This is a genomic window from Paraburkholderia caffeinitolerans, from assembly GCF_902859945.1.
Lineage (GTDB): Bacteria > Pseudomonadota > Gammaproteobacteria > Burkholderiales > Burkholderiaceae > Paraburkholderia > Paraburkholderia caffeinitolerans.
Genome location: NZ_CADIKL010000036.1, coordinates 13,476 through 38,278, shown reverse-complemented (window position 1 = coordinate 38,278; position 24,803 = coordinate 13,476). Strand labels below are relative to the sequence as shown.

The following is a 24,803-nucleotide window of genomic DNA, read 5'->3' as shown; positions in this document are numbered from 1 at the left end:
CGCTACCGTTCCCCCTTCGCCTCGCTCTCCAGCAAATCGAGCAGCACTCTGGCCGCTTCGCTCATCTGGCTCGCGTCGCGGTGCACGATGCCCACGTCGCGGTGAAACGTGTGGTGGCCGAGGTCGAGCGCGCGGACTTTGACCGGCCAGCGCCTATACGTGGCGGTCTGCGGGACGAGCGCGACGCCCACGCCGTTCTCCACCAGCTTTACGATGGCTTCCAGTTCGTCGAGCTCGCACGCGTCCTGCACGCGTAACTGCATGCGCCGCAAAAAACGGTCGACCTGCCGGCCGCCGAACGAAGCGCGGTCGTAGCGAATATAAGGCTGCGTGGCGATCAGTTCCATCCAGTCGGTGCCTTTCATGCGGCGCGGCACGATGAGCCGATAAGGCTCTTGCGCAAGCGGTGTCCAGCGCATATCGCTCTGGAGTGCGAACGGTGGGCGGATGAGGGCGGCCAGCTCGATTTCACCGGCATCGACGAGGTTGAGCAGTTCCATCGACACCCCCGGAATTACGCGCGTGCTCGCACCGGGGCACTGTTTGCGGAAGGCCGCTAGTGCGTCGGGCAGCAACGCACGCTGCACCGAGGCGATCGCGCCGATGTTGACCCGCACGGCCACGGCCGGGTCCACGGTAACCGTGCTCAGGTTGCCATAAAGCCGGATCACCTCCTGCGCCTGCACGAGAATCTGCTGACCGCGTGCATTCAGGCGTGCGGTGCGTCCCTCGCGGTCGAACAGCGCGAAACCGAGTTCGGCTTCGAGGCGTTGCATCTGCGCGCTCACGGCAGCCTGCGTGAGACCGATCCGGTTGCCGGCAGCGGCGAACGTCCCCTCGCGGGCAACGGCAATCAAGGTCTTCAGTTCGCGGATCATTCACAAATTCCATTTGTGGATGATGAAATTATATATTGATTTTATTTTTAATCGACGCCGCCTATCATCGCCCGGTCAAACGCTAAAACGTGTTGCATACCGAGCATGGAGTCGAGCATGAGCCTTTCCCCGTTTCACCTGGCCATTCCTGTTTATGATCTTGCCGCCGCGCGCGACTTCTATGGCCGCGTGTTTGGTCTCGAAGAAGGCCGTTCGAGCGAACAGTGGGTCGATTTCGATTTTTTCGGCCATCAGCTTGTGATTCACGAGCATCCGAAAACCGTCTCGCAGGAGAACGCGCATACGAATGCGGTGGACGGGCATGACGTGCCGGTGCCGCATTTCGGCGTGGTGCTGGAATGGGGGCAATGGGAAGCGCTCGCGCAGCGGCTGCGCGAGTTCGGCACGCAATTCGTGATCGAGCCGTATATCCGCTTTCAGGGGCAGGTGGGCGAGCAGGCCACCATGTTTCTGTTCGACCCGTGCGGCAACGCGCTCGAATTCAAGGCGTTCAAGGACATCGGGCAGCTATTTGCCAAATGAACCCCGGCGTCGCCGGGGTCAACTGCGCATCAAGCCTGCGTCAGCTCTGCGTGATGAAGTTGCGCACGTGCGTATTGAACAGGTCGGCGTGCGTGGCGTTCATGCCGTGCGACGCGCCTTTCATCGTGACGCGCTGAGCGAAGTCGATCCACTCGTCGAGCGCTTCCGCGTTATTGCGGAACATGAGCGGGCTGCGCTGGCCGTCGATCAGCAGCGTGCGGCACTTGACGTCCGCTGCGGGGCTGCGCATGTAGGCGGGCAGCGGGTCGAGCAACTGCTTGGGCAGCGTCGTGGCGTTGGCGATGGCCATTTCGCGGAAGGCATGCGGGCTCTTGCGCCAGGCGCCGGGCATGCTCACTGAATCCACGAACAATTCGAGCCCTTGTTCCAGATCGCCGCGCTCGATGAGATCGGCCGCGCGCGTCCGCAGTGCATTGGTTGCGGGCGGGAGCACGTCGGCGTCGTCTTCGACGCGACGGAGCGGGCCGCCCGGGTCGGCGAGCACGAGCGAGCGCACGAGGCGCGGATAGCGGCGTGCAAGGTGATAGGCAATCGAGCCGCCACGCGAATGGCCAACCAGATGCACCGACTCGAGCCCCATCGCGGCAATGAAGTCGGCCAGTTCGTGCAGATGGCTTTCCCAACCGAATTCGCCCTGAATGCAGGCGTCGGCGGCCGGCCAGTAATGGCTGAGGCTAGGCGCGATGCAGCGGAAATCGTCCGCGAGACCGTCCAGTTGCGGTTCCCAGTAGCGGTAGTCGCACAGCGAGCCATGCACGAACAGGAGCGGCTCACCCATGCCTCGTTCGAGGTAGGGCAGAACGACCCCCGAATCCAGCGTCGCGAACGACAGATCGGGCGGGGCAAGCAGGGATGGGTCAATGCGTTGGTTCACGGAGATCACTCCAGTCGCGGAGATGACACTTTGCCGCATGGCAACGCTTAAGGGAAACGCAATAAATTGAACGTTGCTATCAGGTTTTCTGATTGAAAAACAATTGAAAGAAAGCGTTGGTTCGAGCTGTGAACAACTCAGATGTGAATTGCGCCCGGAAACACGCTGCGTAATCGCCAGCTTGATGCCGCGCTGGTGCATCGGCCGCACCGGCCAATCCGCAGCCGGCCGCGCCGTGACGCTGGTAGACTCCGGCCGAAAAGTCAGTCCCTACTTACCGGAGTTCATTCATGCACCGAAACCTGCTTCGCGGCTGTCTTGGCGCTGCCATGTGTCTGCTCGGCGCTTGCAGTGCCGCGAGTTCCACTGCCTCATCGAATGCGGTCGGCGCAGATCGCGACGCCCACGGCTGCATCGGATCCGCAGGCTATTCGTGGTGCGAACACACGCAGCGCTGCGAACGTCCCTGGGAACTCGCCAAGCAGAAAGGCTTTGCTGCCTCCGAGACGAACTTCGCGCAATACTGCTCCACTGGAACGGCCAACTAATCCGGGTCCGCAGGCCGATCGACCCGGTTCAGTCGGGTCGATTTTCCGATTCCGGAAATTTTCAATATTTACTTAGGATTCCATTTGATTTGATTGTTCGCATGCGGCGAATCGTTGTCGTGTGCTTTCCGGCCCGTTTTACCCGTATTTTTCGGACCTGATCGATATATATCACAACATGATATATATCCTATAATGATCATGGGTTTCTGCGCAGACGAGCAGAAGGGCGGCGAAGCCGTTGTCGTCTTATTCAGGGTGCGCGGTTGAATACATCGGCGACTGGGTGCCCATCGCGCCGCTGCCGATAGTACGACATAGTGCAATCGGAACCGATGATCACGGAGGCAAATCATGGAAGGCAAACTCTCCAATCCGGCACCGCTCGGACTAGCCGGGTTCGCATTCACGACGTGGATGCTCAGCATGGTCAACGCTGGCTGGTTCAGCTCCGACGCGTTGGGCCTCGTGCTCGCGCTGGCGTTTGCTTTCGGCGGCACGGCGCAAATGATCGCGGGCGTGATGGAGTTTCCGCGCGGCAATACGCTCGGCACGGTGGCGTTCCTCAGTTATGGCGCGTTCTGGTGGTCGTTCGCGCTCTTCGTCGCATTCCTCGGAACAAAGGTGCCTGAGGCGTTCGTCGGCTGGTATCTGCTGGTGTGGGGCGTGTTTACGTTCTATATGTGGATCGGCTCCATGCACACCAGCACGTCGGTACAAGTCGTGTTTCTCGCACTCTGGATCACCTATCTGCTTCTGGCGATCGGCGCGTTTTCGGGCTCGCAGGTCGCCACGCATCTCGGCGGCTATACGGGCCTGATTACAGCCGTGCTGGCGTTCTACGCGTCCGCCGCCATGGTCATCAACGAAAGCTTTGGGCGCACCGTGTTGCCCACTCATCCCTACATAGAGCCGCCGCATCCACAAGCAGCGTAGCGGTTTCGCGCCGGCGGGGGCGCGTGCCCGAGGGCGCTTCCCGCCGGAGGCATGGCAGCGCAACGTCCTCAACCAGGAGGAAGCCATGTCTGAACATCTAATATTTCCCGTGACACCGGAATGGGCGAAGCACGCCTCGCTCGACCAGGCGCGCTATGAGGAGATGTATCGCCGCTCCACCGAGGACCCTGAGGGTTTCTGGGGCGAGCACGGCAAGCGTCTCGACTGGATCAAGCCGTACACGCAGGTCAAGGACGTTTCGTTCGCGAGCCAGGATCTGCATATTCGCTGGTTTTACGACGGCACGCTCAATGCCTGCAGCAATTGCCTCGACCGCCATCTATCCACGCGTGGCGATCAGGCCGCCATCATCTGGGAAGGCGACGATCCCGCCAACAGCCGCACGCTAACGTACCGCGAGCTGCATACGGAAGTCTGCAAGTTCTCCAATGTGCTGAAATCGCTGGGCGTGAAGCGTGGCGAGCGCGTGACCATCTATATGCCGATGATTCCCGAGGCGGCTGTCGCGATGCTCGCATGCGCGCGCATCGGCGCGATTCACTCCGTGGTGTTCGGCGGCTTCTCTCCTGAAGCGCTGGCGAATCGTATTCAGGATTGCCAATCGAATATTCTGATTACCGCCGACGAGGGCGTGCGCGGCGGCCGCGCGATCGCCATGAAGGAGAGCGCCGACGCGGCGATGGAAAAATGCCCCGAGGTGCGTACCTGCGTCGTGGTTCGGCGCACGGGTGGCAAGGTCGGCTGGCGCGAAGGCCGCGATCATTGGTATGAAGCTCTGATGAGCCGCTGCACCGCGGACTGTCCGCCGGAAGAAATGAATGCTGAGGACCCGCTGTACATCCTCTACACCTCGGGCTCGACGGGCAAGCCCAAAGGCGTCGTGCACACCACGGGCGGCTATCTCACCTATGCGGCGATGACGCACCAGTATGTCTTCGACTATCGCGATGGGGAGATCTACTGGTGCACCGCCGACGTGGGCTGGGTGACAGGACACAGCTATATCGTCTACGGTCCGCTTGCCAACGGCGCCACCACGCTGATGTTCGAAGGCGTGCCGAACTACCCGGACAGCGGGCGTTTCTGGCAAGTGTGCGACAAGCATAAGGTGCAAATCATCTACACCGCGCCAACCGCGATTCGCGCACTGATGCGCGACGGAGACGGCCCGGTCAAGAAGACATCGCGTAAATCGCTGCGGCTGCTCGGCACGGTGGGTGAACCGATCAACCCGGCGGCGTGGCTTTGGTATTACGAAGTGGTGGGCGAAAAGCGTTGCCCCGTGATCGACACCTGGTGGCAAACGGAAACCGGCGGCATTTTGATTGCGCCGCTGCCGGGCGCCATGACACTCAAGCCCGGCGCCGCCACACGGCCGTTCTTTGGCGTGCGTCCGGCGCTGGTGGGCGAAAAGGGCGAGGTCATCGAGGGAGCGGGCGCGGGCAGCCTCTGCATGCTCGACTCGTGGCCCGGCCAGATGCGCTACGTGTATGGCGATCCGGACCGGATGCGAACCACGTATTACAGCCAGTTCGAAGGTAAGTACTACACCGGCGACGGCTGCTATCGCGATGCGGATGGCGACTACTGGATCACGGGGCGCATCGACGACGTGGTCAACGTCTCGGGTCACCGGCTAGGCACAGCGGAAGTGGAAAGCGCGCTGGTGACGCATCCGTGTGTCGCCGAGGCGGCCGTCGTGGGTTTCCCGCATTCGCTCAAGGGGCAGGGCATCTACGCTTATGTGACGCTCAAGGTGGGCGTGGAGCCCACGGAGCCGCTGCGCAAGGCGCTGGTCGCGCTGGTGCGCGAGGAAATCGGTCCGATCGCGAGTCCCGATTTCATCCAGTGGGCGCCCGTTTTGCCGAAGACCCGCTCGGGCAAGATCATGCGCCGCATTCTGCGCAAGATTGCCGATGGCGACTACGACAATCTGGGCGATGTCTCCACGCTGGCCGATCCGCGTGTCGTCAAGGAACTGATCGACCATCGGATCGCGCATTGAAGCGCAGGCATTGACCCGATCTTCACGATGAGCGGCGGCGCGATGGACCCGCTTCATGGGCCCATCGCGCCGCCCTTCATTTGCCGGTGACCGACCGCAGCGCCGCACGCAGCAGCCCGATCGTCGCGAGCACCCACGCCGCGAAGGCGATAAGTACGGTGACCCTCGCCACGTTGGCGAGAAACGGCAGGTGGGCGGCGTCGGCGTAACTCCAGGTGGCGGCCGTGTACATGCCCAGCGGAAACACGATGGACCATTCCGCCGATGTGTAGCGTAGCGGGTCGCCAATGATCACATGCTTCTCGATGAAAAGCGCCACAAGCAGAGGAATCCAGAATGTCGCCATGGCCCAGCATGCGGTGGTCAGCACCTGGAGCACGAGCAGGTCGCCGCCTGGCCAGCCCGTGAGGTGGTGCCCGGCCAGAATGAGGCGGCTGCCCGCGAACGTGGTGATCGCCATCGCGCCCATGTTGATCCACCAGGGCTCCGTGAGATCGGCGGCCGTCATGGGCACGAAGCACCATCGATAGAAGATCAGCGTGATGAGGATCATGTAGAGGCAGCCGCCCAGCAGCCATGCCGAGATGGCCAGCAGATCGAGCGGGACGGAGGCGCCATCGTCTTGCGAGACGGCTACTGCGAGCACGGCAACGGATTCGGTGGCCACCACCAGCATCAGCCACGTGCCGTTCAGACCCGCGTGCAGCCCGGGCTTGCGCTGCCCGATGGTCATGGCGGCGAGGAACGTGTACGAGACGACAAGCCAAAGCCCGGCCGCGAGGCCGAGCAGCCACGGCAGCGCGCGTGGGAGGAGATGAAATGTCGAAAGCTGGCCGCCGATTACCGCGGTTGCCGCGACCAGCGTGAGGGAGCCCGGCCCGCGCCCGTGATCGACGATATCGGCGTGCACCGCGCGTGGGTAGCGCAGCAGACGGCAAAGCGAAATGACCAGCAGCGCGGGCCAGGCTACGGCGTTGACGCCGAGTAGAAACCACCCGATGACCTCGTAGCCAAGCAGATGCGCGGCGATCGAGACGATGCCCGTCGCCATGACCATCGCGAAGGCCGTGGGCGGAAATGCCTGTAGCCAGGATTGGCCCGCTTTGAGCGTCGGCATGCGTGGCTCCTCAACGCCCGTGCGCAACCCGACGCTTTGCTGGTGTCCGCTATGTCATCGGGCCGCGTTGTGCCCAGGGCGGAGTCAGGCCTTCTTGACGTAAGAGTTGCACCACCCCTTCGCATACACCAGCTTGCCGCCGTACGCGAGGCAGGGTCCTGTCGCCGCGCCGGCCTTGCCCTGATATAGCTGACAAGAAGCGCAGGTCTGCCCGACCTGATAGCGGGGGAACTTCGCTTTGTCGACTTTGGCGGCGTCTTCCTTGTAACCGAGCGCCTGGGCAGTGGGGTCGCTTTCGGAAAGCAGCGGAGCGTCGGCGCGCGATTCGGTGGAAAGTACCGTGGTCGACGCGACAGAGGCGGCAATGATCATGAAGCGCCGGCGAGAGACTGGCATGACATGGACTCCTGTATGTGGGGGATCCAACGGGAGCCGGCGGATCACCATGCGCATGTCAAGCATCGCTCTGGGCCCGCATTTCGAGTGTCTCCCGTCGTGCATCGACTTCGACAAAACTGGTGCGGAAACCAATGTATCACGGTGTGACATATGAATGCACGCCGTGTGTGAGCGCCGGATCAGCCGCGGGCTTGCGCCTCTCGCAAGCCCGCGAGCGATTCGCGCTGATTGCCTTCGGCGTCGAAGTTGCCTGCGTCGAGCCACGTTTCGAACGCACGCTTCACGCCCGGCCAGTCCTGATCGATGATGGCGAACCACGCGGTGTCCCGGCTGCGCTCCTTGTACACGATGGCCTGCCTGAAGATGCCTTCGTACTGGAACCCGAGCCGCAGCGCGGTCTGGCGCGAGGGCGCATTGAGGCTGTCGCATTTCCACTCGTAGCGCCGGTAGCCGAGTTCGTCGAATGCGTAGCGCATCAGCAGATACTGTGCCTCGGTGGAGATCGCCGTGCGCTTGAGCAGCGGGGAGAAGACGACGTTGCCGACTTCGATCACGCCGTTCGCCGGGTCGATGCGCATCAGCGAGAACGTGCCCACGGCCTTGCCGGTCGCCCGGTCGACGACCGCGTAATGCAGCGGGTCGGTGGAGGCCGCCACTTTCGCGAGGTAGACCCGATACGACTCGGGATCCGCGAACGGGCCGACCGTAAGATAGGTCCAGTCGCTGCCGTCCGTGGCCTGGTTGTAGGCGTCGAAAAGGTCGGCGGCGTGCCGTTCGACGTCGATGGGCTCGATGCGGCAGCGCGTGCCCTCGATGCTCACGCGCGCGGGCCGCTCGCGCGCGGTCCAGCCGGAAAGGTCGACGCCGATGGGTTGCTCGTACTCGTTTGTTCTCGCTGCCATGCTTTGCTTGCTCCATTCGCGCGACCGGGTGGTCGCCTGCGTGACACGGTTGATCGGGAATGACCGCTAAAGTACCGCGTGCGTGGCTCCTTGCAAAGATCCACGGGGCGCGGCGTCGTTGGGGCCACGCGGGCGCCGGGCGGAAGCCGCACCCATGCCGGACGCAGGCCGAAAGAAATGTCGTGCGGTGTGTAACCCGCTGCGCGTTGCCGACGAATTAGCTTGAAGAGACCCGGAGGCGGGTGGCGCACGGCATGCGCGGGCAGGTTCATCGGCGGAGAACAAAAGCGTGGGCTGGGCGGATACAGCGGCGGGATGGATGCAGGCGGACGAACGTGACGGACGCGCTGCACATGGTGTACGCGGCGCACGGGTTGCACGCCGCGCCGCGAGCGCTATTGCGGTCGCGAACGCCATGGGCTACGCTCAGTCGACCGCGCCCGCGCTGGATGGCGGCAACATTGGCGCCGCCGTATGCAAGCCTACTGCAAGCTTCGCGGCGGGTGTGGAGCTTGGCGCAGGCGCGCCATCCCTTCGGCCGGAGCACACAGGACGCCCTTTGCATCCCGCGGAAATCCGTCTCAAAGCACTGTTCGTCGACGGTCTCGAAGGCGACGTCGACGCCTACCGCCTGTTCCTCCAGGAACTCACGCGGCATTTGCGCGGCTTTCTGCGCCGCCGCATTCCACAATTGCACGAAGATGTTGAAGACCTCGTGCAGGAGATTCTGCTCGCGGTGCACAACGCACGCCACACGTGGCGCTCCGACGAACCGCTGACCGCCTGGGTGCACGCCATCGCCCGCTACAAACTGATGGATTTTTTCCGCGCGCGCGCTCGCCGCGAATCGCTGAACGACCCTCTCGACGATCACACCGACCTGTTCGCCACCGCCGACGACGAACCGGCGCAGGCGCGCCGCGACATCGGCAAGCTGCTCGAGCAGTTGCCGGACAAGCAGCGCCTGCCCATCGTTCACGTGAAGCTCGAAGGACGCTCGGTGTTGGAAGCCGCGCAGCTCACCGGGCTGTCGGAGTCGGCCGTGAAGGTGGGCATCCACCGTGGCCTGAAGGCGCTCGCCGCGCGTATCCGGGGGGCGCAATGAAAACCGACGACCTCATCAACCTGCTTTCCACGGGCGGCGCGCGCGTGGATCATAAGGCGGTCTTGCGCCGCTTCGCGCGTGCGCTGCCGCTCGGGTTGGCCGGATCGCTCGCGATCGTCATGATGGTGTTCGGCGTGCGGCCCGACCTCATGAGCGTGGCGCAAACGCCGATCTTCTGGGCGAAGCTCGCTTTCCCGCTTGCCGTGGCGCTCGCCGCCGCGCTGGTCGTGAGCCGGCTGGGACGTCCCGGTGTGCGCAGCGGCTACGCGTGGGCGCTGGTGGCCGTGCCCTTCGTTTGCGTCTGGCTGGCCGGGTGGCTCACGCTGGGCGCCGCCGCGCCCGCCGAGCGCGTGCCGCTCATGCTCGGCTTGTCGTGGCGCACCTGCCCATTCAACATCCTGCTGCTTTCGGTGCCCACCTTCGCGGCGGTGTTCTGGGCCACGCGGGGCCTTGCACCCACGCGCCCGCGTCTTGCGGGCGCCGCGGCGGGTCTCTTCGCGAGCGGGCTGGCCACCGTCGCTTATTGTGTGCACTGCCCGGAAATGAGTCCGGCGTTCTGGAGCATCTGGTACGCGATCGGCATGTTGTTGCCCGCCGCGCTGGGTGCGTGGCTTGGGCCTCGGTTGTTGCGCTGGTAAGTTGGGCCGGGCGTTGCCCGGCTCTCTGATGGCCCCGCCCGAAGCAAGGAGGAAGCACGCCGAAAGTTCTCAGCGCCCCTCGGTACCGCAGGAAACGACTGCGTTGCTTCCCAGTTCTTGCGCGTCGCCGGTTTCAGGCTTGATGTCCTCGAGCGCGGCACGGCTTGTGGCGCCTTGTCTTTGTTCAGATCGACGGCGCGCTGCACGGGTGGCAACTGACCCATCTGAGCGCTCACTTCGCGCTCGATTGCGGCGAGCGTCGCTTCCGCCTCGTCGAGCCGGCCGACCGATTCGAGCCAGCGCGGCGACTCGGGCATGCGATGCCGCAGGAACCAGACGACGAGCGCGCCCACGCCCGCGAGCGCGAACATATAGCGCCAGCCGAGATTCGGAATGACCCAGTAGCCCGCTGCGAGCGCCGCAAACAGGCCGCTATTGGTGATGCTGGCGAGCAGCGACACCCACTTGCCGCGCGTGGCGGGCGGCACGAACTCTGCAAGCGTGCCCGCCGCGACGACGAGTTCGGCGCCCAGGCCCAGACCCATGATGAAGCGCAGCCCGATGAGCGATTCGATGTTGGGCGCAAAGCACGCGGCGATGGAGGCAAGCCCGAACACGGCGAGATTGAGCTGGTACGAATAGCGCCGGCCGAGCCAGCCCGCGATGAACGCGCCGAGCATCATGCCGACGAAGGTGGAGGACACGAACATCGCGCCGTGGTGTAGGTCGGTGAAACCTTCCTTGACCATGGCCGCGACTGACCCATTGGCGAGATAGATGTCGAAGGCGTCGAGAAACGCACCGCCGGCGATGAGGCCGAGAATTTTCCAATGAAAGCGGGAAATGGGCAGCCTGTCCAGGCGCCCGGCAGCATTGACCGCGTGTTGCATGGTGTCGTCTCCTGGTTGGGTTTGCCGCGGAGTTATTTTTTTGCGGCCTGCATACTGTCCAAGAAATTCTGGACTACTACGGTGTTGGACGATTTTCGGCTGATCAGTATCGACGGAGCCGCGTGGCGAAATTAAACCGCCCCGCTCTCCCGCAGCGTGCGAATGCGCGTGTCGTCGTAACCGAGTTCTTGCAGGATCGCATTGGTGTGCTGGCCGAGTGCGGGCACGGGGTCCATGCGCGGGTTATCGGCGAGCGTCGCGCCTGGCGGCAGCAGCGCGGGAATCTCGCCTGCCGGGGTGCCCACGCGCGTCCAGCGCTCGCGGGCAGCGAGTTGCTCGTGCGCCCAAACCGCGTGCATGTCGTTGATATGCGCGTTCGCGATCTTCGCTTCTTCCAGCCGCTCGATCACATCGCCCGCCGTGAGCGCCCCGAACGCAGTTTCGATGAGCTGGCCCAGTTCCGCGCGATGCGCCACGCGGCGGCTGTTCGAGCAGAAGCGCGCGTCGTCGGCCAGCGCCGGCCGGCGCAGGACCGTTTCGCAGAAGCGCTTCCATTCGCGCTCGTTTTGCAGGCCGAGCATGACGGACTTGCCGTCGCCGGCCTTGAACGGCCCGTAGGGATAGATCGTTGCGTGCGCCGCGCCGTTGCGCTGCGGCGGCGTCTGGCCGTCGATCGCGTAGTAGAGCGGGTAGCTCATCCACTCGACCATGCTTTCCAGCATCGACACGTCGATGCGCCGGCCGCGCCCGGTCTTGCCGCGCTCGATGAGCGCCGCGAGGATGCTCGAATACGCGTGCATGCCCGCCGAGATATCGGCGATCGAGCAGCCGGCCTTGGCCGGCTCGTCGGGCGAGCCGGTGATGCTGAGAAAGCCGGACTCGCTCTGGATCAGCAGGTCATAGGCCTTCTTGTCGCGATACGGGCCGTCGCTGCCGTAGCCGGAGATATCGCAGACGATCAGGCGCGGGTAGCGCTCGCGCAGCGTCTCGTAGTCGAGCCCGAGGCGCTGCGTGGCGCCGGGCGCGAGATTCTGCACGAACACGTCGGCGTCGGCGAGCAACGCGTGGACGATGGCGAGCGCTTCAGCGCGCTTCACGTCTAGCGTGAGGCTTTCTTTCGAGCGGTTGGTCCAGACGAAATGCGAAGCGAGGCCGTGCACGCGTTCGTCGTAGCCGCGCGCGAAGTCGCCCGAGCCGGGGCGCTCGACCTTGATGACGCGCGCGCCCAGATCCGCGAGCTGGCGGGTGCAGAAAGGCGCGGCGATCGCGTGCTCGAACGTAACGACCTTGATGCCTTCGAGAGGGCGCATGAGAGTCTCCCTGATGCAGTCACAAGCGATCAGAACGAACGCGGCAGGCCGAGAATGTGCTCGGCCACGTACGAGAGAATCAGGTTCGTCGAGATCGGCGCGACCTGGTAGAGGCGCGTCTCGCGGAACTTGCGCTCCACATCGTATTCGCAGGCGAAGCCGAAGCCGCCGTGGAATTGCAGGCAGGCGTTCGCGGCTTCCCACGAGGCGTCCGCCGCGAGCAGCTTGGCCATGTTCGCCTGCGCGCCGCACGGCTCGTGCGCGTCGAAGCGGCGCGCCGCCTCGAAACGCATGAGGTTCGCGGCTTCCACGTTGACGAACGCGCGCGCGATGGGGAACTGCACACCCTGGTTCTGGCCGATCGGGCGGCCGAATACCTGGCGGTCCTTCACATATTGCGAAACCTTGTCGATGAACCAGTAGCCATCGCCGATGCATTCGGCGGCAATCAGCGTGCGCTCGGCGTTCAGCCCGTCGAGAATGTACTTGAAGCCCTTGCCTTCCTCGCCGATCAGGTTCTCGGCGGGAATTTCGAGGTTGTCGAAAAAGAGCTCGTTGGTTTCGTGATTGACCATGTTCAGGATCGGCTGCACGGTCAGGCCTTTGCCGATCGCTTCATGCAGATCGACCATGAAAATCGACATGCCTTCGCTTTTCTTCTTCACGTCCGAGAGCGGCGTGGTGCGCGCGAGCAGGATCATGAGGTCGGAGTGCTGCACGCGTGAGATCCACACCTTCTGGCCGTTGATCACATAGCGGTCGCCCTTGCGTACCGCGGTGGTCTTGATCTTCGTGGTGTCGGTGCCGGTGGTGGGCTCGGTCACGCCCATCGATTGCAGGCGCAACTCGCCGCTCGCGATCTTGGGCAGATACTTGCGCTTTTGCTCGTCCGAGCCATGGCGCAGCAGCGTGCCCATGTTGTACATCTGGCCGTGGCAGGCGCCGGAGTTGCCGCCGCTGCGATTGATCTCTTCCATGATGACCGAGGCCTCGGTGAGGCCGAGGCCCGAGCCGCCATATTCCTGCGGAATCAGCGCGGCCAGCCAGCCCGCTTTCGTGAGCGCGTCGACAAAGGCTTCGGGGTAGCCGCGCTCCTCGTCGATCTTGCGGAAATACTCGGCCGGAAACTGGCCGCACAAATCACGCACGGCTTCGCGGATGTCCTGGTATTGATCGGTCGCTTCGTTCATTGTTTGGATTCCTGCGTATATTCAGGTGGATTGTGTTCAGGCGAGCACGGCGCGTGCCGACATGGTCAGCCGGCCTTCGTGATCCTTCGCCCAGAGTTCGATGGTCTGGCCGTCCGCCGAACGGCGGCCGCATAGGGTGAAGGCATGCCCGAGGAAGGTTGGGCGCACGGCCTTGTAGCGGTACTCGCGCACGACGGCATCGGGCGCGAAGCGCGCCACCGTGTCGAGCAGCAGCGTGGCGATCAGCGGCCCGTGCACGACGAGGTCCGGATAACCTTCCACGTTGCGCGCGTAGTCGCGGTCGTAATGAATGCGATGGCCATTGAAGGTGAGCGCCGAGTAGCGGAACAGCAGCGCCTCGGTGGGCGTGATTTCGCGCTGCCAGTCGGCGTGGACATCGGCGGGCGCTTGCGTGGAGGCGGGTCCCGGCTGTTGGCCAGGCTGCGTGCTTTCGCGATACACAATGTCCTGCTCTTCGCGGATCGCGGTGACGCCATCGGCAATGATTTCGTGCTCGACAGTGACGAACGCGAGCCGCCCGCTGCGTCCCGCCTTGTTTTCGATGCGAAGCACACGCGAAACACGGTGCGCCTGCGCGCCGATCGCGAGCGGCGCATTGAACGTCATGCGCCCGCCCGCCGCCATGCGCCGTGGCAGGCCGAGATCGGGAAGGAAGCCGCCCTTGTGCGGATGCCCATCGGGGCCCAATTCGACTTGCGGCGCGGCGGACCAGAAATAGAGCCAGTGCCAGAGGGGGGGAAGCGCGTCGCCGAGTGCCGGCTTGCTGCCGCTGTCGAGTGTGGCGGCAAGCGCGGCAGCGGGTGCGGGGGATACGAGGTCGGTGACCGTTTGAACCGGCTGTATGAGCGGTTCCGGCAGGGGATGATTCATCGCCGTCTCCAGCGCTGGTTCGGCCAACGCATTGCTATAGAAGGAATGGATCGACTGTATGCGAACGCTCCGCGACGCGGAAATACGGATTGAATGTGCCGGTCATAAGCGTATCCTATGACTCTCGCATTGCCAGGGCAGGAAGGGCCCAAGTCCATGGACGTTCGGCAGCTTCGTTACTTCGTGAACATCGTCGATTACGGCAGTCTCGGCAAAGCCGCGGAAAAGCTCTACGTGGCGCAGCCGTCGCTCAGCCAGCAGGTCGCGAAGCTGGAAGACGATCTGGGCGTGCCGCTGCTCGTGCGCAGCCCGCAGGGCGTAAAGCCCACTGCCGCGGGCCAGGCGCTGTACCGTCATGCGCGCCTCGTGCTGCATCAGATGGAGCAATTGCGCCAGGAAGTGCGCGAGGGTGTGGGCGCGGAGTCGGGCACGGTCGCCATCGGCTTTCCCACGACCATGGCCTCGGTGCTGGCGATGCCGGTTTTCGAGCGCGTGCGCGAGCGCTACCCCGGCATTCGCCTGCAGTTATTCGAGAGCATGAGCGGCTATCTGAACGAACTGCTCGCGAATGGCCGCCTCGATCTGGCCATTCTGTTTCGCGACACGGCTACGCCGGGCATCTCCGCGCTGCCGGTGCTCGACGAAGAACTTTACGTGCTTGGCGAGCCGGGGCTGCCTGCGCGGGCACGCACGTGTGCGCTCGCGGCGCTCGCCGATGTGCCGCTGGTGGCGCCGGGCGTGGCCAACGGCCTGCGCTTGCTGCTCGAACGAACCTTCGCGCGCGAGCAAGTGCCGTTGAATATCGTCGCGGATGTGGACTCGCTGCCCATGCTGCTCTCGGTCGCGCAGTCGGGCGCGGCGTGCACGATTCTGCCTGCTTCGGCGCTGGCGCTACGCGCGCCGGCCGAGCGGCCGAAGATGCGGCGCATCGTCGATCCGACGATCCGGCGGCCCGCGAGCATCTGCTGGCCGAATGCATTGCCGGTGAGTTCCGCTTCGCTTGCTGTGCGGCGCACGCTTTGCGAGTTGATCGAGGAGCTTCGCGCGAGCGGTGTCTGGACAGGAATCGAACTGCGGGAGACGGGGATAGCGGCGGGCTGAGGCGTGGCGCGCGAGCCCGCAGAGAGGTGAGCACCCGGAGGCCAGCTTCACATGAGGCTGGCCTCGCGCGTGATTAGTGCTTGGTATCGACGCGCTTGGGCTTGGGCGGCGAGTCGATCTTGGCGTACTGGAATGCCGGCGTGGCCTTGAGCGCTTCCTTGGTTGCGCCGGGCAGATAGAGGTTGCCGTTGCGCACGTCGAGCGAGGCGATAGGCACGGCCACGTCATGCGAGGCGACGCCGAGGAAGCCACCCGCTGCGACGATGGCCGCCGACACGGTGCCGTCCGGCGCGACGATCAGGTCGCGCACCGTGCCGACCTTGACGTTGTCGTCGTTATAGACGGCTTTGCCGAGCACGCTCTTCTTCACGCTCCAGCCTTCGAGCAGTGCCTGCGATTGCTCGACCGTCACGGAGAGCGGCTGCGCGCCGGCTACCTGGGCTTGCGCACCTGCGCTAGCCACGCTTGCGGCCACAACAGCAGCCGTCAACATCGTCATGCGGAAAGACATTTACCGTGCTCCTGATTCAAGTTTCTGCTTCTAGGTGAATGCGCGGCGCGGAGCCACGCTAAACAATCGAAGCGTAATACTAGCGGGATTGAAGCAGGGGCGCGTGTGGGTTGCCGCAGGCGGGGCGCACTTGGTGTGTGCAATATCATGCTGGCCCAATCTCGGGCTCGCCGCCGACGCGATTCGCGATCAAGGCACGCGCGTGCGCGCGACGTCCACCATCGGCGCGACTGGCGCGATCGGCGCCGCATCCACGCCCACTTCATCGGCGTCGAATGCCATCGCTGGCGGCTGGCCTTTCGCGCGCCGCATGCCCTTCCCGATCATCAGCAGGTGGTAGTAGAGCCGCGCGCTCAATCCGTACCGATACGCGTGCAGGTTCCCGAGCGCGAGACTCAAGCCTTGGCGCGCCTTGTTGTTGCGCGCGTAGAGCGAAACCACGATCGGCACGAACCGGCGCATGGCGAGCTTGCGCGCGGGTTCGAGTTCGGGCGGCAGCGTCAGCCCCTGGAGGAAGCTCCAGGCGGCCAGCGATGATGCGCTGGTCGTATTGCGCGTGGACTGCGAAACCGAGACATCGGTTTTGCGGTAGTACGAGACATGTTCGTCGATGTAGCACACGCCCCGCGCCGCGAGGCACAGGCGCACGCCGAAAACGTAATCGCAGCACACGGCATGCTGCTCGTCGTAGCTGATCTGCTTGACGAGCGCGGCGTCGGCGAGCCAGCCGTTATTCGGGAACATCTGCACGATGCCGGTGCGTCCCGGCAAGGCTTGCAGGCCCGCCGCCGCGCTCGTGCGGTGATACGCGTGATTCATGTGCTCGCTAGACGCGTGGTCCACGCTGCCGTCGTGGTCGACTTCATATTGATTGCCGAACGCGGCCTGAATCCCGGGGTGGCGCTCCCATTGCGCAAGCAGGCGCTCGATGCATTGCTCGGCTAGATAGTCGTCGTCGTGGATCAGCAGGATCTTGTCGCCGGTTGCGCGCGCAAAGAGGCTCGCGACGTTGCGTGCCTGACCGAGCGCGGGCGTATTGCGCCGGTACGCGATGCGCGTGTCGTTGCCGTACCGTTGCGCAATCATGCGTTCGGTCTGGTCGTCGGGCGAGTCGTCGCCGATCACAATCTCGATGTTCGTGTGCGTCTGCGCAAAGCACGATTCGATGCAGTCGATCAACAGATCCGGCCGCTTGTATGTGGGCAGACAAATCGAGACTTTGGTTTTTATGGTCATGGGCCTACCCCTTGTTCCTTAGGGACGATGAAGAGGTTCGCATTGCGAACGCTACTCAACTGGCATGACGGTAAGCCATCAAAACTCGAAAGAAATTGAAAATAAATCGCAAGCCGGAGTAATGCGGGAAAACGCGTATCTGGCGGGAATTACGCACGAATGGTACGAGGATTCGAAAAGAAAATCGAAACCTGTGAGCAAGCGCCGTGCCGCGTGGTCCGCGCACTGGCACGGTTGCTGGCAAAGCCGCGCCAGGCGGGCTTTTTACCCTGAATTCGCACGGCGCCGCGCGGGGCCGTAAGGGACCAGAAAAGTCGGGTGCAAAGGGCGCGCCTCGCGGTTTGCGCCGTGGTTTTGGCGCCGCCCGATTATTTCCTTAATAGCAGCGCCGGATAAATGGCCAAACTGAGGGTCGAACGGAGAAAATAATTCTGCGGTTGGCAGGCGGCGGCCGGAATTATGGAAACACTTTCTACGGTCCGCCGCGTAGCATGATCGCCCATTCAATCAGCGACAGAACAACGGATCATGGGCGACAAACTGCACTATTTCGATTACGCGGCCACGACGCCGGCCGACCCGCGCGTGATTGCCGCGATGGGCGAATGCCTCGGCATCGAGGGTGCATTCGGCAATCCGGCCTCTAGTTCGCACGCGGCGGGCACCAAGGCGCGCGGTCTCGTGGAAGAGGCACGTGCGCAGGTGGCGGCACTGATCGGCGCGGCCCCCGACGAGATCGTCTGGACCTCGGGCGCCACCGAATCGAACAATCTCGCGCTGAAGGGCTATGCCGATGCGGCCACGGGCGCGCGCCATCTGATCACGAGCTGCCTCGAGCACAAGGCGATTCTCGACACCATGGCGAATCTCGAGCAGCGCGGCATGGCGCTCACTTATGTGCGTCCCGATGCCGACGGCAGCATTGGCGTAGAAGCCGTGAAGGCGGCGCTGCGCAGCGACACCGGCCTTGTCTCGCTCATGCTCGTGAACAACGAGATTGGCACGCTCACCGACATCGCCGCGATTGCGCCGCTCGTGCACGCAGCGGGTGCGCTGCTGCACGTGGATGCGGCGCAGGCGCTCGGCAAGACGCCTATCGATGTGAAGGCGATGGGCATCGACCTGCTGTCGATGTCGGCGCACAAAGTCTATGGGCCCAAGGGCATTGGCGCGCTCTATGTGCGCCGCGAAGTGGCCGCTCGCATCGCGCCGCAGATGCACGGCGGCGGCCACGAGCGCGGGCTGCGCTCGGGCACGCTGGCCACGCACCAGATCGTGGGCATGGGCACGGCCTGCGCGCTGGCGGCTGCGCAGATGGAGGCGGACACGCAGCGCATTGAAGGCCTGGCCGAGCGCCTGCTTGTTGGCGTGCGCGGTCTCGAAGGCGTGACGCAGAACGCGCGCGCGGCGCGGCGGATCGCGCATACGCTGAGCCTTACCATCGACCTGCCTGGGTTTTTCCCGTTCATGCTGGCGGCCGATCTTGCCGTGTCGTCCACCTCGGCGTGCAACTCGGCCTCGGGCGCGCCTTCGCACGTGCTGAGCGCGCTGGGGCTCGATGCCGAGGCGGCCAGCCGCACGCTGCGCTTCAGCATCGGCCGCTATACGACGCAGGAAGACGTCGATCGTGCGATCGAATGCATTCGCGCCGTGGTGGCACAATGCGCGACGAGTGCTGCGGCCTGCGCAGCGTGAACGGTGATCTATGACCGGTGACCGGCAAGGGGTGCGTATGCCGATTTCGCTCGAAGTGTGCGTCGACAGCGTGGATGGGCTCGAAGCCGCCATCGCCGGTGGCGCGGATCGCATCGAGCTGTGCTCCGCGCTCGATCTGGGCGGCCTCACGCCCACGCCGGGGCTGATCGCAGCGGCGGCGCGCGCGCCGATTCCGGTCTACGCGATGATCCGGCCGCATGCACGCTCGTTCGCATGGTCGCCCGCCGACACGGCGGCGATGCTCGCCGAGATCGACGCGGTGCGCGCGGCGGGTCTTGCGGGCGTGGTGCTCGGCGCGGCGCTTCCCGATGGCTGCCTCGACGTCGCGCTGCTGCGTACGTTGTGCGAGCGTGCGCGCGGACTCGGCACCACGCTGCATCGCGTATTCGATCTCGTGCCGGACCCGGCGCGCGCGCTCGAGGAAGCCGTCGCGCTTCAATTCGAGCGCATTCTCACCTCGGGCGGCGCCGCGCGCGCCACCGATGGCCTGGCCGTGCTCGCCGATCTGGCGCGGCGCGCGGCGGGGCGCATCGCCATCATGCCGGGTAGCGGCGTCACTGCCGAAAACGTGGCTCACATCGTCGAAACGACCGGCGCTGCCGAAGTACATGCGTCGTGCCGTGAATCGCTCGCGCAGCGCGATAGTAAAGGCGTCGAGCTCGGTTTTTTTCCGGCGCATCCCGCGTGCACCTCGCAACGCCTCGTGCAGGCGTTCAAGCAGACCCTTGCATCGATCGCCTGAACGCTGTCGACCAGAGTTGGCGCTTTAGCTGTCGGCCGGAGTTAGTGCTTCAGCACTTACTCCGGGCCCATGCAGAGCTCTTACTCTGGTCCCATGCAAAGCGCTTACGAAATCGGCTTCGAATCGGGCGTGGGGTTGCCCAGGTCGTCGGTCGGCAGCCATTGCTGATCGAACGCCGCCACATAGAGCGCCCACTGCGGCGCGCCCAGATCGACGAGTAGCGCGCCGTCCTGCCAGATGTCGTTGTGGTCGTTGCTGTCGTCGCCGGGGCGATGAATGAATTCGCCCTTCGATCCCTGGTTCATGTGCACGTCGTGCAGGCCGTTGCCTTCGCTATAGAAGCGGCCGAACACGTAGACGTCGAAGCTCGATTGCATCGCGCGCACCAGCAGGCGCTCCAGCGTGGCGACAGGCTCGACCGCGTTCGAGCCGTCCATGACGCCGCTGTCGCGCCAGTTGCCGGTGTTGGCCAGAAAGTCGCTGCGCTGGAAGTCGAGCGCGGGCAGCGCGTCCTGCCCGGTGAGATCGTGCGAGCCCGCTGCGGCGCTCTGGAGCGTCGCGAGCACAGGGTGGCTGAAGTCGAACGGCAGTTTGTACTTGAGCAAATCGTCGGCGTCGGTGGTGCCGACGTTCACCGCGATGTCCCATTGCGCGCCCGCGACCGAGAGGCCGAAGTGCAGGTGATATTGCACTTCATGGGGCCGCTGCGTGGGTGTGAGTTGCGGCGTGGTCACGATCTTGCCTTTCGCGTAGCCGTAGGGAAGCGCCATCTCTTGCATCTCCTGGAATTGCTCGTAGCAGAGCGGTCCATCATGAGGCCGCAGCGTGACAGGGGTGTTGTGCGGCGTAACCTAGCGCTCCGCGGCCCATTGCGCGAGCGTGGCCACCGTGTTCATGTTGCGCGCGGTGCCGTTTTTTGCAGCGGGAATCTTGAGCTTCGAGCGCGCGATGCCGTCCTGGTAGTACACGTAGATCTCGCGCGTGCCGAGGGCAATGAGCTCCGTGCCCTGGCCGCTCGCCTTCTCCAGCGCGTCGGCGCTTGGGGCGGTGTCCAGAAAGATCGCGAGTGTGCGCTCGGGAGGCTCGCTCGCGAAAGGATTCGCCGCGAGTACGGCGGCCATTTCAGCGGCGGTGCGCAGCAGCACACCCACTGGCTTGCCCGCGTAGTCTTCGAGGCTGCGTTCGAGTTGCTTCTTCACGCTCGCCGCCGCGAGCCGGCTCTGGAAGACGACGTTACCGCTCGCGATATACGTGCGCACGCTGGTAAAGCCGAGCGCCTCGCACATCGCGCGCAGATCCGCCATCGGGAGCTTGCCGGTGCCGCCGACATTCACGGCGCGCAGCAGGGCGATATAGGTAGGCATGCGCGCATGATACTGCGGTTCGCGCGAAGCGTGAGATGCGCGGGGTATCATCGAAAAGATGGGACGCGCCATTCCGGCGCGTTGGCGAAGCGAAGAGTAAATGCGTATGAAGACGCTGCTGATCGTCTATCACACGATGACCGGAGGCACGCAGCAAATGGCCGAGGCAGCGGCGGCGGCCGCGCGCGAGCAGGCGGGCGTCGCGGTGAAGCTGCAGCGCGCGGACGCCACGCAACCCGAAGACGTGCTCGCCGCGGACGGCTATCTGTTCGCGACCCCGGAGAATCTCGCGGCCATGTCCGGGCTGATGAAGGACTTCTTCGACCGCAGCTATTACGCGGCGCTCGACCGCGTGAACGGCCGTCCCTATGCGGTCATGATCTGCGCGGGCAGCGACGGGCAAAATGCGCTGCGCCAGATCGATCGCATCGCTACGGGCTGGCGGCTGAAAGCGGTGGCGCAGAGCGTGATCGTTTGCACCCATGCGCAGACGCCCGAACGCATTCTCGCGCCCAAGACCATCGGCGCCGACGATCTCGAACGCTGCGCGGAACTGGGCGCGGGGCTGGCCGCCGGACTTGCGCTCGGCGTCTTTTGACGCGCACGTTTTTTCGTGTGCTTTTTCGTCCGCCTATTCGTCCGCCTTTTCGTCCACTATTCGGCGCATTGCCCGGCTTCGAACTCCACGCCGTGACGCCTGAAAAACTGAGATGAGGTGCCGCGCCCGCCTTTCATAATGTTCGTCTCACCGATTAAATGCAGGATGACGAATTAATGAGACGGAGTTTGAAATCGCGGCAACGTGGCGCTGTTTGGGGCGTTCTGCTGAGCGTTCTGTTTGGCGCTGGCGGCGTGCTGTCGGGATGCACGCTCGATATGGGACGGAAGCCCCCGGTTTTCGCGATGCATTGCCAGCAGGTGAGCGCGGGGTACTACTGCGTGCAGCCGGGCGATACGCTCGCCAGAGTCGCGCCGGAATTCGGGCGCACCCCGCAAGACATCGCGAGCTGGAACGATGTTGCGCCAGGTGCCCCGCTGCGCGTGGGCCAGATGCTGCGGGTGGCGCCGCCGGATGCCGGGCCAGCGCAGGCGAATGCCGCGCCTGCGGGCGCGGCTTACGTTACAGAAACGACAGGCGTCACGCACACATCTGCATCGGCGCAATTCGTCTGGCCGGTCAACGGCATGGTCGTGCGCGAGTTCGGCGAAGGCGGCTCGCGCGGCATCGAGATTGCCGGCAGCGCGGGCAAGCCTATCAAAGCCGCCGCTGCGGGACGCGTCGTCTATGCGGGCGACGGCATCAAGACCTATGGCCTCATGGTCATCCTCAAGCATGACGATGGCTTCGTGACGGCCTATGGCAATAACCGCCGGCTGCTCGTTCACGAAGGCGACGCGGTTCTGCAGGGCGCGGCCATTGCGGAGATGGGCACGCAGGGCGACGGCGCCGCGCTGCTTCAGTTCGAGATGCGCGAAGGCAGCCATGCGGTGGATCCATTGGCGCATCTGCCGGCGGATTCCGGACCGGTCGCGGAGTGAGCCCCTAGCTCTGCGCGGCGCGCGCGACGCGGTTGCGGCCGGCGCGCTTGGCGGCATAGAGCGCCGCGTCGGCGGCGGCGATCAGCGCATGGGGCACCGCGCTCGCAGCCGGGTTGGCCGCGCCGCCCGAGCCACTCGTGGCGCAGCCGGCGCTCACAGTGACCCGGCCCGCAGGCGCTGGCGTGGGCATGGCGAGTTGCGCGACCGCCGCGCGGGCGCGTTCCGCGACGGCGCAGGCGTCGTCGGCGTTGGCGCCGGGCAGCACCAGCGCGAACTCCTCGCCGCCGTAGCGCGCGACGAAGTCGCCGGGGCGCAGCGTGCGCGCGAGCGCCTCGGCCACGGCGCTGAGACACGCATCGCCGTGCAAGTGGCCGTGGGCGTCGTTGTAAAGCTTGAAGTGATCGACGTCGATCATCACGAGCGAAAGCGGTTGCCCACCACGCGTGGCGCGCTCGAACGAGCGGCGGAACTGCTCGTCGAAATAGCTGCGGTTGTACACGCGCGTGAGCGCGTCGTGCGCCGATGTCTGGATCAGCGAGGCATGCTCTTCCGACAACCGCCGGTAGAGCGCCGTGACTTCCCAGACCAGCACGCACACCAGCACGCCCGGCGCGAACATGCTGAAGATGCGGGCCACGTACCAGCCCAGCGTGAAGCGCTCGACGCTCAGCGTATTGAGCGCGGCGTCCACGAGCGAGGCGAGCAGCGCCACCACGATCCACCAGTCGAGCACGAGCCGCAGCCGCCCTTTCAACAAGACGACGGCGATGGCCACGAGATTAAGCGCGCAGATGGCAAGACCCGTGGCGCCGGTAGCCTTCGCTGCCGTGGAGGCATGCCACGGCGCGACCAGATCGACGCGAACCACGAACACGCCGAGCGCTGCGGCAAACACGGCGGGGCCGAGGATCAGGAGCCAGGCGCGGGCATCCAGACCCAGGCCCGCGCGCTGGGGCGGGTCGTCCGACGCGCGGCTGCGCACCAGTTCGGCCACGATCACGAGCGCGGGGAAGCCCGCGTGCCAGAAAACCCACATCCACGCCGCGCTATACGGGCCCGCGCCCAGCAAGCCGGTGCGCGTGAACACGCCAGGAAACATCAGCAATTGCAATGCGACGGTAATGGCGGTGAAAGCGTAGGCGCCACCGAGTGCGCCGAGCATCGGCAGACGCGTGGCCGCGAAGCGCGCGCCGAGCATGAACGCCGCAATGCCCGAAGTAGTGAACACGGTTAGCGCGCACATCGGCATGAACGGGCCGATGGCGGGCAGGGTGTCGTGAGCGCGCGGCGCCGCAAGCGCGAGCGTGAGCATGATCGCGAGCGCGCAGAGGCCGGCGAAGATCGCCTGCCTGCGCGTAGCTGGTCCTATCAACAAGCCGTACATGGGGCCCCGTGGCGTCGAGCGCGTGCGTTCGCAACTCTGGGGAGGCGCCGTGCGCGCCTCCGGTTGCGAAGCTATTTTGCGCCGATTCGACTGCTGACGGGGCGTGAATGAGCGGCCGGACCCACTACCGTGGGATCACTCGGCGGGCAAGGCGGTCGGCATGCGCAGCCGGTACAGGGAGACCGCCTGGATGGCCAGCGCGCAGAAGATCGCGCTGCCGTAGGCGGCCACGAGATTCGTGCGCGTCAGCAGCAGGCTCAGCACGTAGAAGAACGCGGCAAAGCCCAGCAGTCCCGCCACCATGCCGCGCATCAGTTGCTGTGGGGCGGCGTGGCCGGCCGAGCGGTGTGCGAACACGGCGAGGATGATCGCCATGAACGGGAACGACGCGAGCACGCCGCTTGCTTCGGGGCCGACATAAGGCGCGATCAGCGTGACGCCGACCACGAGCCCCGCGATGAGCGCCATACGCGAAGGCAAGTCCCACCACGGCGGATCGAGCTTTTCGTTTTTGGCCGCCTGGTTCGGAATGAAGTTGAGCGCGAACACGATGGCCAGAACGGCGAGCAGGAAGAGGCCCGTTTGTGCGAGGCCGCTCCATTGCAGAACGGCGGCCACGACGACGAATGTCGCGCAGGCGCTCGCGAGCGCCATGCGCCATCCGAGGCTGGCCAGCCGCCAATAGACCAGGCAAAAGGCCACTTGCGCAACCGTGGCGACGAGCGAGCCCGCCGTGGCCTGCGCCGCGAAGGCGGGCCCGTGCTCGAGCGAGAGGAACACCGAGATGGGCCCGGAAGTGAGCGGCAAGCCGACCATGAATCCGCCGATCGCCTCGCCCCAGCGGCGCACGGCAAGACTGGCGGCCAACAGCAACAACGGAGTGACGATGAGCTTGAAAACGAGAAGATCCATGATGACCGATACGATGGTGGAGTGCGGCAG

23 protein-coding genes and 3 pseudogenes are annotated in these 24,803 nt (G+C 64.8%); 11 read left to right on the top strand and 15 right to left on the bottom strand.

Annotation, left to right across the window (positions count from 1 at the left end):
- Positions 1 to 2 precede the first annotated feature (2 nt).
- Entirely contained in the window at positions 3 to 878 is an 876-nt protein-coding gene (locus tag HV773_RS27460; RefSeq protein ID WP_129563849.1) for a LysR family transcriptional regulator, read from the bottom strand.
- 117 nt (positions 879 to 995) lie between these two features.
- On the opposite strand from HV773_RS27460, the gene HV773_RS27455 reads away from it, so the two are divergent.
- A complete protein-coding gene (locus tag HV773_RS27455) occupies positions 996 to 1,421 on the top strand; it encodes a VOC family protein (protein WP_129563850.1) in 426 nt (141 codons plus the stop codon).
- 40 nt (positions 1,422 to 1,461) lie between these two features.
- Here HV773_RS27455 and HV773_RS27450 read toward each other — a convergent pair whose 3' ends face one another.
- Positions 1,462 to 2,316 carry an alpha/beta fold hydrolase gene (locus tag HV773_RS27450; RefSeq protein ID WP_129563851.1) on the bottom strand — a complete coding sequence of 285 codons (855 nt, stop codon included), beginning with the start codon at positions 2,314 to 2,316 and terminating at the stop codon, positions 1,462 to 1,464.
- 290 nt (positions 2,317 to 2,606) lie between these two features.
- Here HV773_RS27450 and HV773_RS37020 point away from each other — a divergent pair, with 290 nt between their 5' ends.
- The 3 genes from HV773_RS37020 (at position 2,607) to acs (ending at position 5,826) form a co-directional block, all read left to right on the top strand.
- The gene (locus HV773_RS37020; protein ID WP_129563852.1) at positions 2,607 to 2,864 is read left to right on the top strand and encodes a hypothetical protein; all 258 of its coding nucleotides are present in this window, start codon (positions 2,607 to 2,609) and stop codon (positions 2,862 to 2,864) included.
- A gap of 354 nt (positions 2,865 to 3,218) precedes the next feature.
- On the top strand, positions 3,219 to 3,800 hold the full coding sequence (locus HV773_RS27445; RefSeq protein ID WP_129563853.1) for an acetate uptake transporter: 582 nt from the start codon (positions 3,219 to 3,221) through the stop codon (positions 3,798 to 3,800).
- A gap of 85 nt (positions 3,801 to 3,885) precedes the next feature.
- Complete coding sequence (gene acs, locus HV773_RS27440) at positions 3,886 to 5,826, top strand: acetate--CoA ligase (protein ID WP_129563854.1); 1,941 nt, start codon at positions 3,886 to 3,888, stop codon at positions 5,824 to 5,826.
- A 76-nt stretch (positions 5,827 to 5,902) separates the two neighbouring features.
- Here the strand turns inward: acs and HV773_RS27435 are convergent, their stop codons facing one another.
- The 3 genes and pseudogenes from HV773_RS27435 to HV773_RS27425 all read right to left on the bottom strand — a co-directional run.
- The gene (locus HV773_RS27435) at positions 5,903 to 6,943 is read right to left on the bottom strand and encodes a tellurite resistance/C4-dicarboxylate transporter family protein (RefSeq protein ID WP_129563855.1); all 1,041 of its coding nucleotides are present in this window, start codon (positions 6,941 to 6,943) and stop codon (positions 5,903 to 5,905) included.
- Positions 6,944 to 7,027: 84 nt separating this feature from the next.
- Positions 7,028 to 7,339, bottom strand: coding sequence for a high-potential iron-sulfur protein (locus HV773_RS27430; protein WP_129563856.1), 312 nt, complete (start codon positions 7,337 to 7,339; stop codon positions 7,028 to 7,030).
- A 191-nt stretch (positions 7,340 to 7,530) separates the two neighbouring features.
- Positions 7,531 to 8,244, bottom strand: a pseudogene (locus tag HV773_RS27425) (GNAT family N-acetyltransferase); the annotation flags it as partial.
- Positions 8,245 to 8,803: 559 nt separating this feature from the next.
- On the opposite strand from HV773_RS27425, the gene HV773_RS27420 reads away from it, so the two are divergent.
- The gene (locus tag HV773_RS27420; RefSeq protein WP_129564448.1) at positions 8,804 to 9,349 is read left to right on the top strand and encodes a sigma-70 family RNA polymerase sigma factor; all 546 of its coding nucleotides are present in this window, start codon (positions 8,804 to 8,806) and stop codon (positions 9,347 to 9,349) included.
- Complete coding sequence (locus HV773_RS27415) at positions 9,346 to 9,987, top strand: DUF1109 domain-containing protein (protein WP_129563858.1); 642 nt, start codon at positions 9,346 to 9,348, stop codon at positions 9,985 to 9,987. The genes HV773_RS27420 and HV773_RS27415 overlap by 4 nt, the downstream gene beginning before the upstream one ends.
- Before the next feature lie 167 nt (positions 9,988 to 10,154).
- Here the strand turns inward: HV773_RS27415 and HV773_RS27410 are convergent.
- From HV773_RS27410 to HV773_RS27395, 4 genes and pseudogenes are all read right to left on the bottom strand, one after another.
- Positions 10,155 to 10,877: pseudogene (locus HV773_RS27410) on the bottom strand (MFS transporter); the annotation flags it as partial.
- A 131-nt stretch (positions 10,878 to 11,008) separates the two neighbouring features.
- Complete coding sequence (locus tag HV773_RS27405) at positions 11,009 to 12,187, bottom strand: CaiB/BaiF CoA transferase family protein (protein ID WP_129563859.1); 1,179 nt, start codon at positions 12,185 to 12,187, stop codon at positions 11,009 to 11,011.
- Positions 12,188 to 12,216: 29 nt separating this feature from the next.
- Positions 12,217 to 13,377 (bottom strand): acyl-CoA dehydrogenase family protein, encoded by a 1,161-nt coding sequence (locus HV773_RS27400; RefSeq protein WP_129563860.1) that lies wholly within the window; start codon positions 13,375 to 13,377, stop codon positions 12,217 to 12,219.
- A gap of 36 nt (positions 13,378 to 13,413) precedes the next feature.
- Complete coding sequence (locus HV773_RS27395) at positions 13,414 to 14,268, bottom strand: HTD2 family dehydratase (RefSeq protein ID WP_129563861.1); 855 nt, start codon at positions 14,266 to 14,268, stop codon at positions 13,414 to 13,416.
- A gap of 156 nt (positions 14,269 to 14,424) precedes the next feature.
- On the opposite strand from HV773_RS27395, the gene HV773_RS27390 reads away from it, so the two are divergent.
- On the top strand, positions 14,425 to 15,369 hold the full coding sequence (locus HV773_RS27390) for a LysR substrate-binding domain-containing protein (RefSeq protein WP_129563862.1): 945 nt from the start codon (positions 14,425 to 14,427) through the stop codon (positions 15,367 to 15,369).
- 73 nt (positions 15,370 to 15,442) lie between these two features.
- Here HV773_RS27390 and HV773_RS27385 read toward each other — a convergent pair whose 3' ends face one another.
- Together HV773_RS27385 and HV773_RS27380 are read right to left on the bottom strand one after the other, a co-directional pair.
- Positions 15,443 to 15,880, bottom strand: coding sequence for a PRC-barrel domain-containing protein (locus HV773_RS27385; protein WP_129563863.1), 438 nt, complete (start codon positions 15,878 to 15,880; stop codon positions 15,443 to 15,445).
- A gap of 189 nt (positions 15,881 to 16,069) precedes the next feature.
- Positions 16,070 to 17,116, bottom strand: a complete 1,047-nt coding sequence (locus HV773_RS27380) for a glycosyltransferase family 2 protein (protein WP_129563864.1) — start codon at positions 17,114 to 17,116, stop codon at positions 16,070 to 16,072.
- A gap of 528 nt (positions 17,117 to 17,644) precedes the next feature.
- On the opposite strand from HV773_RS27380, the pseudogene HV773_RS27375 reads away from it, so the two are divergent.
- Positions 17,645 to 18,796: pseudogene (locus tag HV773_RS27375) on the top strand (cysteine desulfurase family protein); the annotation flags it as partial.
- 52 nt (positions 18,797 to 18,848) lie between these two features.
- Positions 18,849 to 19,574 carry a copper homeostasis protein CutC gene (locus tag HV773_RS27370; RefSeq protein ID WP_129563866.1) on the top strand — a complete coding sequence of 242 codons (726 nt, stop codon included), beginning with the start codon at positions 18,849 to 18,851 and terminating at the stop codon, positions 19,572 to 19,574.
- Positions 19,575 to 19,678: 104 nt separating this feature from the next.
- On the opposite strand, the gene HV773_RS27365 is transcribed toward HV773_RS27370, so the two are convergent.
- Together HV773_RS27365 and HV773_RS27360 are read right to left on the bottom strand one after the other, a co-directional pair.
- Positions 19,679 to 20,344: a DUF2278 family protein gene (locus HV773_RS27365; protein WP_129563867.1), complete on the bottom strand. Its 666-nt coding sequence runs from the start codon at positions 20,342 to 20,344 to the stop codon at positions 19,679 to 19,681.
- An 81-nt stretch (positions 20,345 to 20,425) separates the two neighbouring features.
- A complete protein-coding gene (locus tag HV773_RS27360) occupies positions 20,426 to 20,938 on the bottom strand; it encodes a DUF1697 domain-containing protein (protein ID WP_129563868.1) in 513 nt (170 codons plus the stop codon).
- 106 nt (positions 20,939 to 21,044) lie between these two features.
- On the opposite strand from HV773_RS27360, the gene HV773_RS27355 reads away from it, so the two are divergent.
- Positions 21,045 to 21,536 (top strand): flavodoxin family protein, encoded by a 492-nt coding sequence (locus HV773_RS27355; RefSeq protein ID WP_129563869.1) that lies wholly within the window; start codon positions 21,045 to 21,047, stop codon positions 21,534 to 21,536.
- Between the two features lie 278 nt (positions 21,537 to 21,814).
- Complete coding sequence (locus HV773_RS27350; RefSeq protein WP_227875518.1) at positions 21,815 to 22,477, top strand: peptidoglycan DD-metalloendopeptidase family protein; 663 nt, start codon at positions 21,815 to 21,817, stop codon at positions 22,475 to 22,477.
- A 4-nt stretch (positions 22,478 to 22,481) separates the two neighbouring features.
- Here the strand turns inward: HV773_RS27350 and HV773_RS27345 are convergent, their stop codons facing one another.
- Both HV773_RS27345 and HV773_RS27340 read right to left on the bottom strand, forming a co-directional pair.
- Entirely contained in the window at positions 22,482 to 23,861 is a 1,380-nt protein-coding gene (locus HV773_RS27345) for a sensor domain-containing diguanylate cyclase (protein ID WP_129563870.1), read from the bottom strand.
- A 135-nt stretch (positions 23,862 to 23,996) separates the two neighbouring features.
- Complete coding sequence (locus HV773_RS27340) at positions 23,997 to 24,773, bottom strand: hypothetical protein (RefSeq protein ID WP_129563871.1); 777 nt, start codon at positions 24,771 to 24,773, stop codon at positions 23,997 to 23,999.
- Between the last annotated feature and the right edge of the window lie 30 nt (positions 24,774 to 24,803).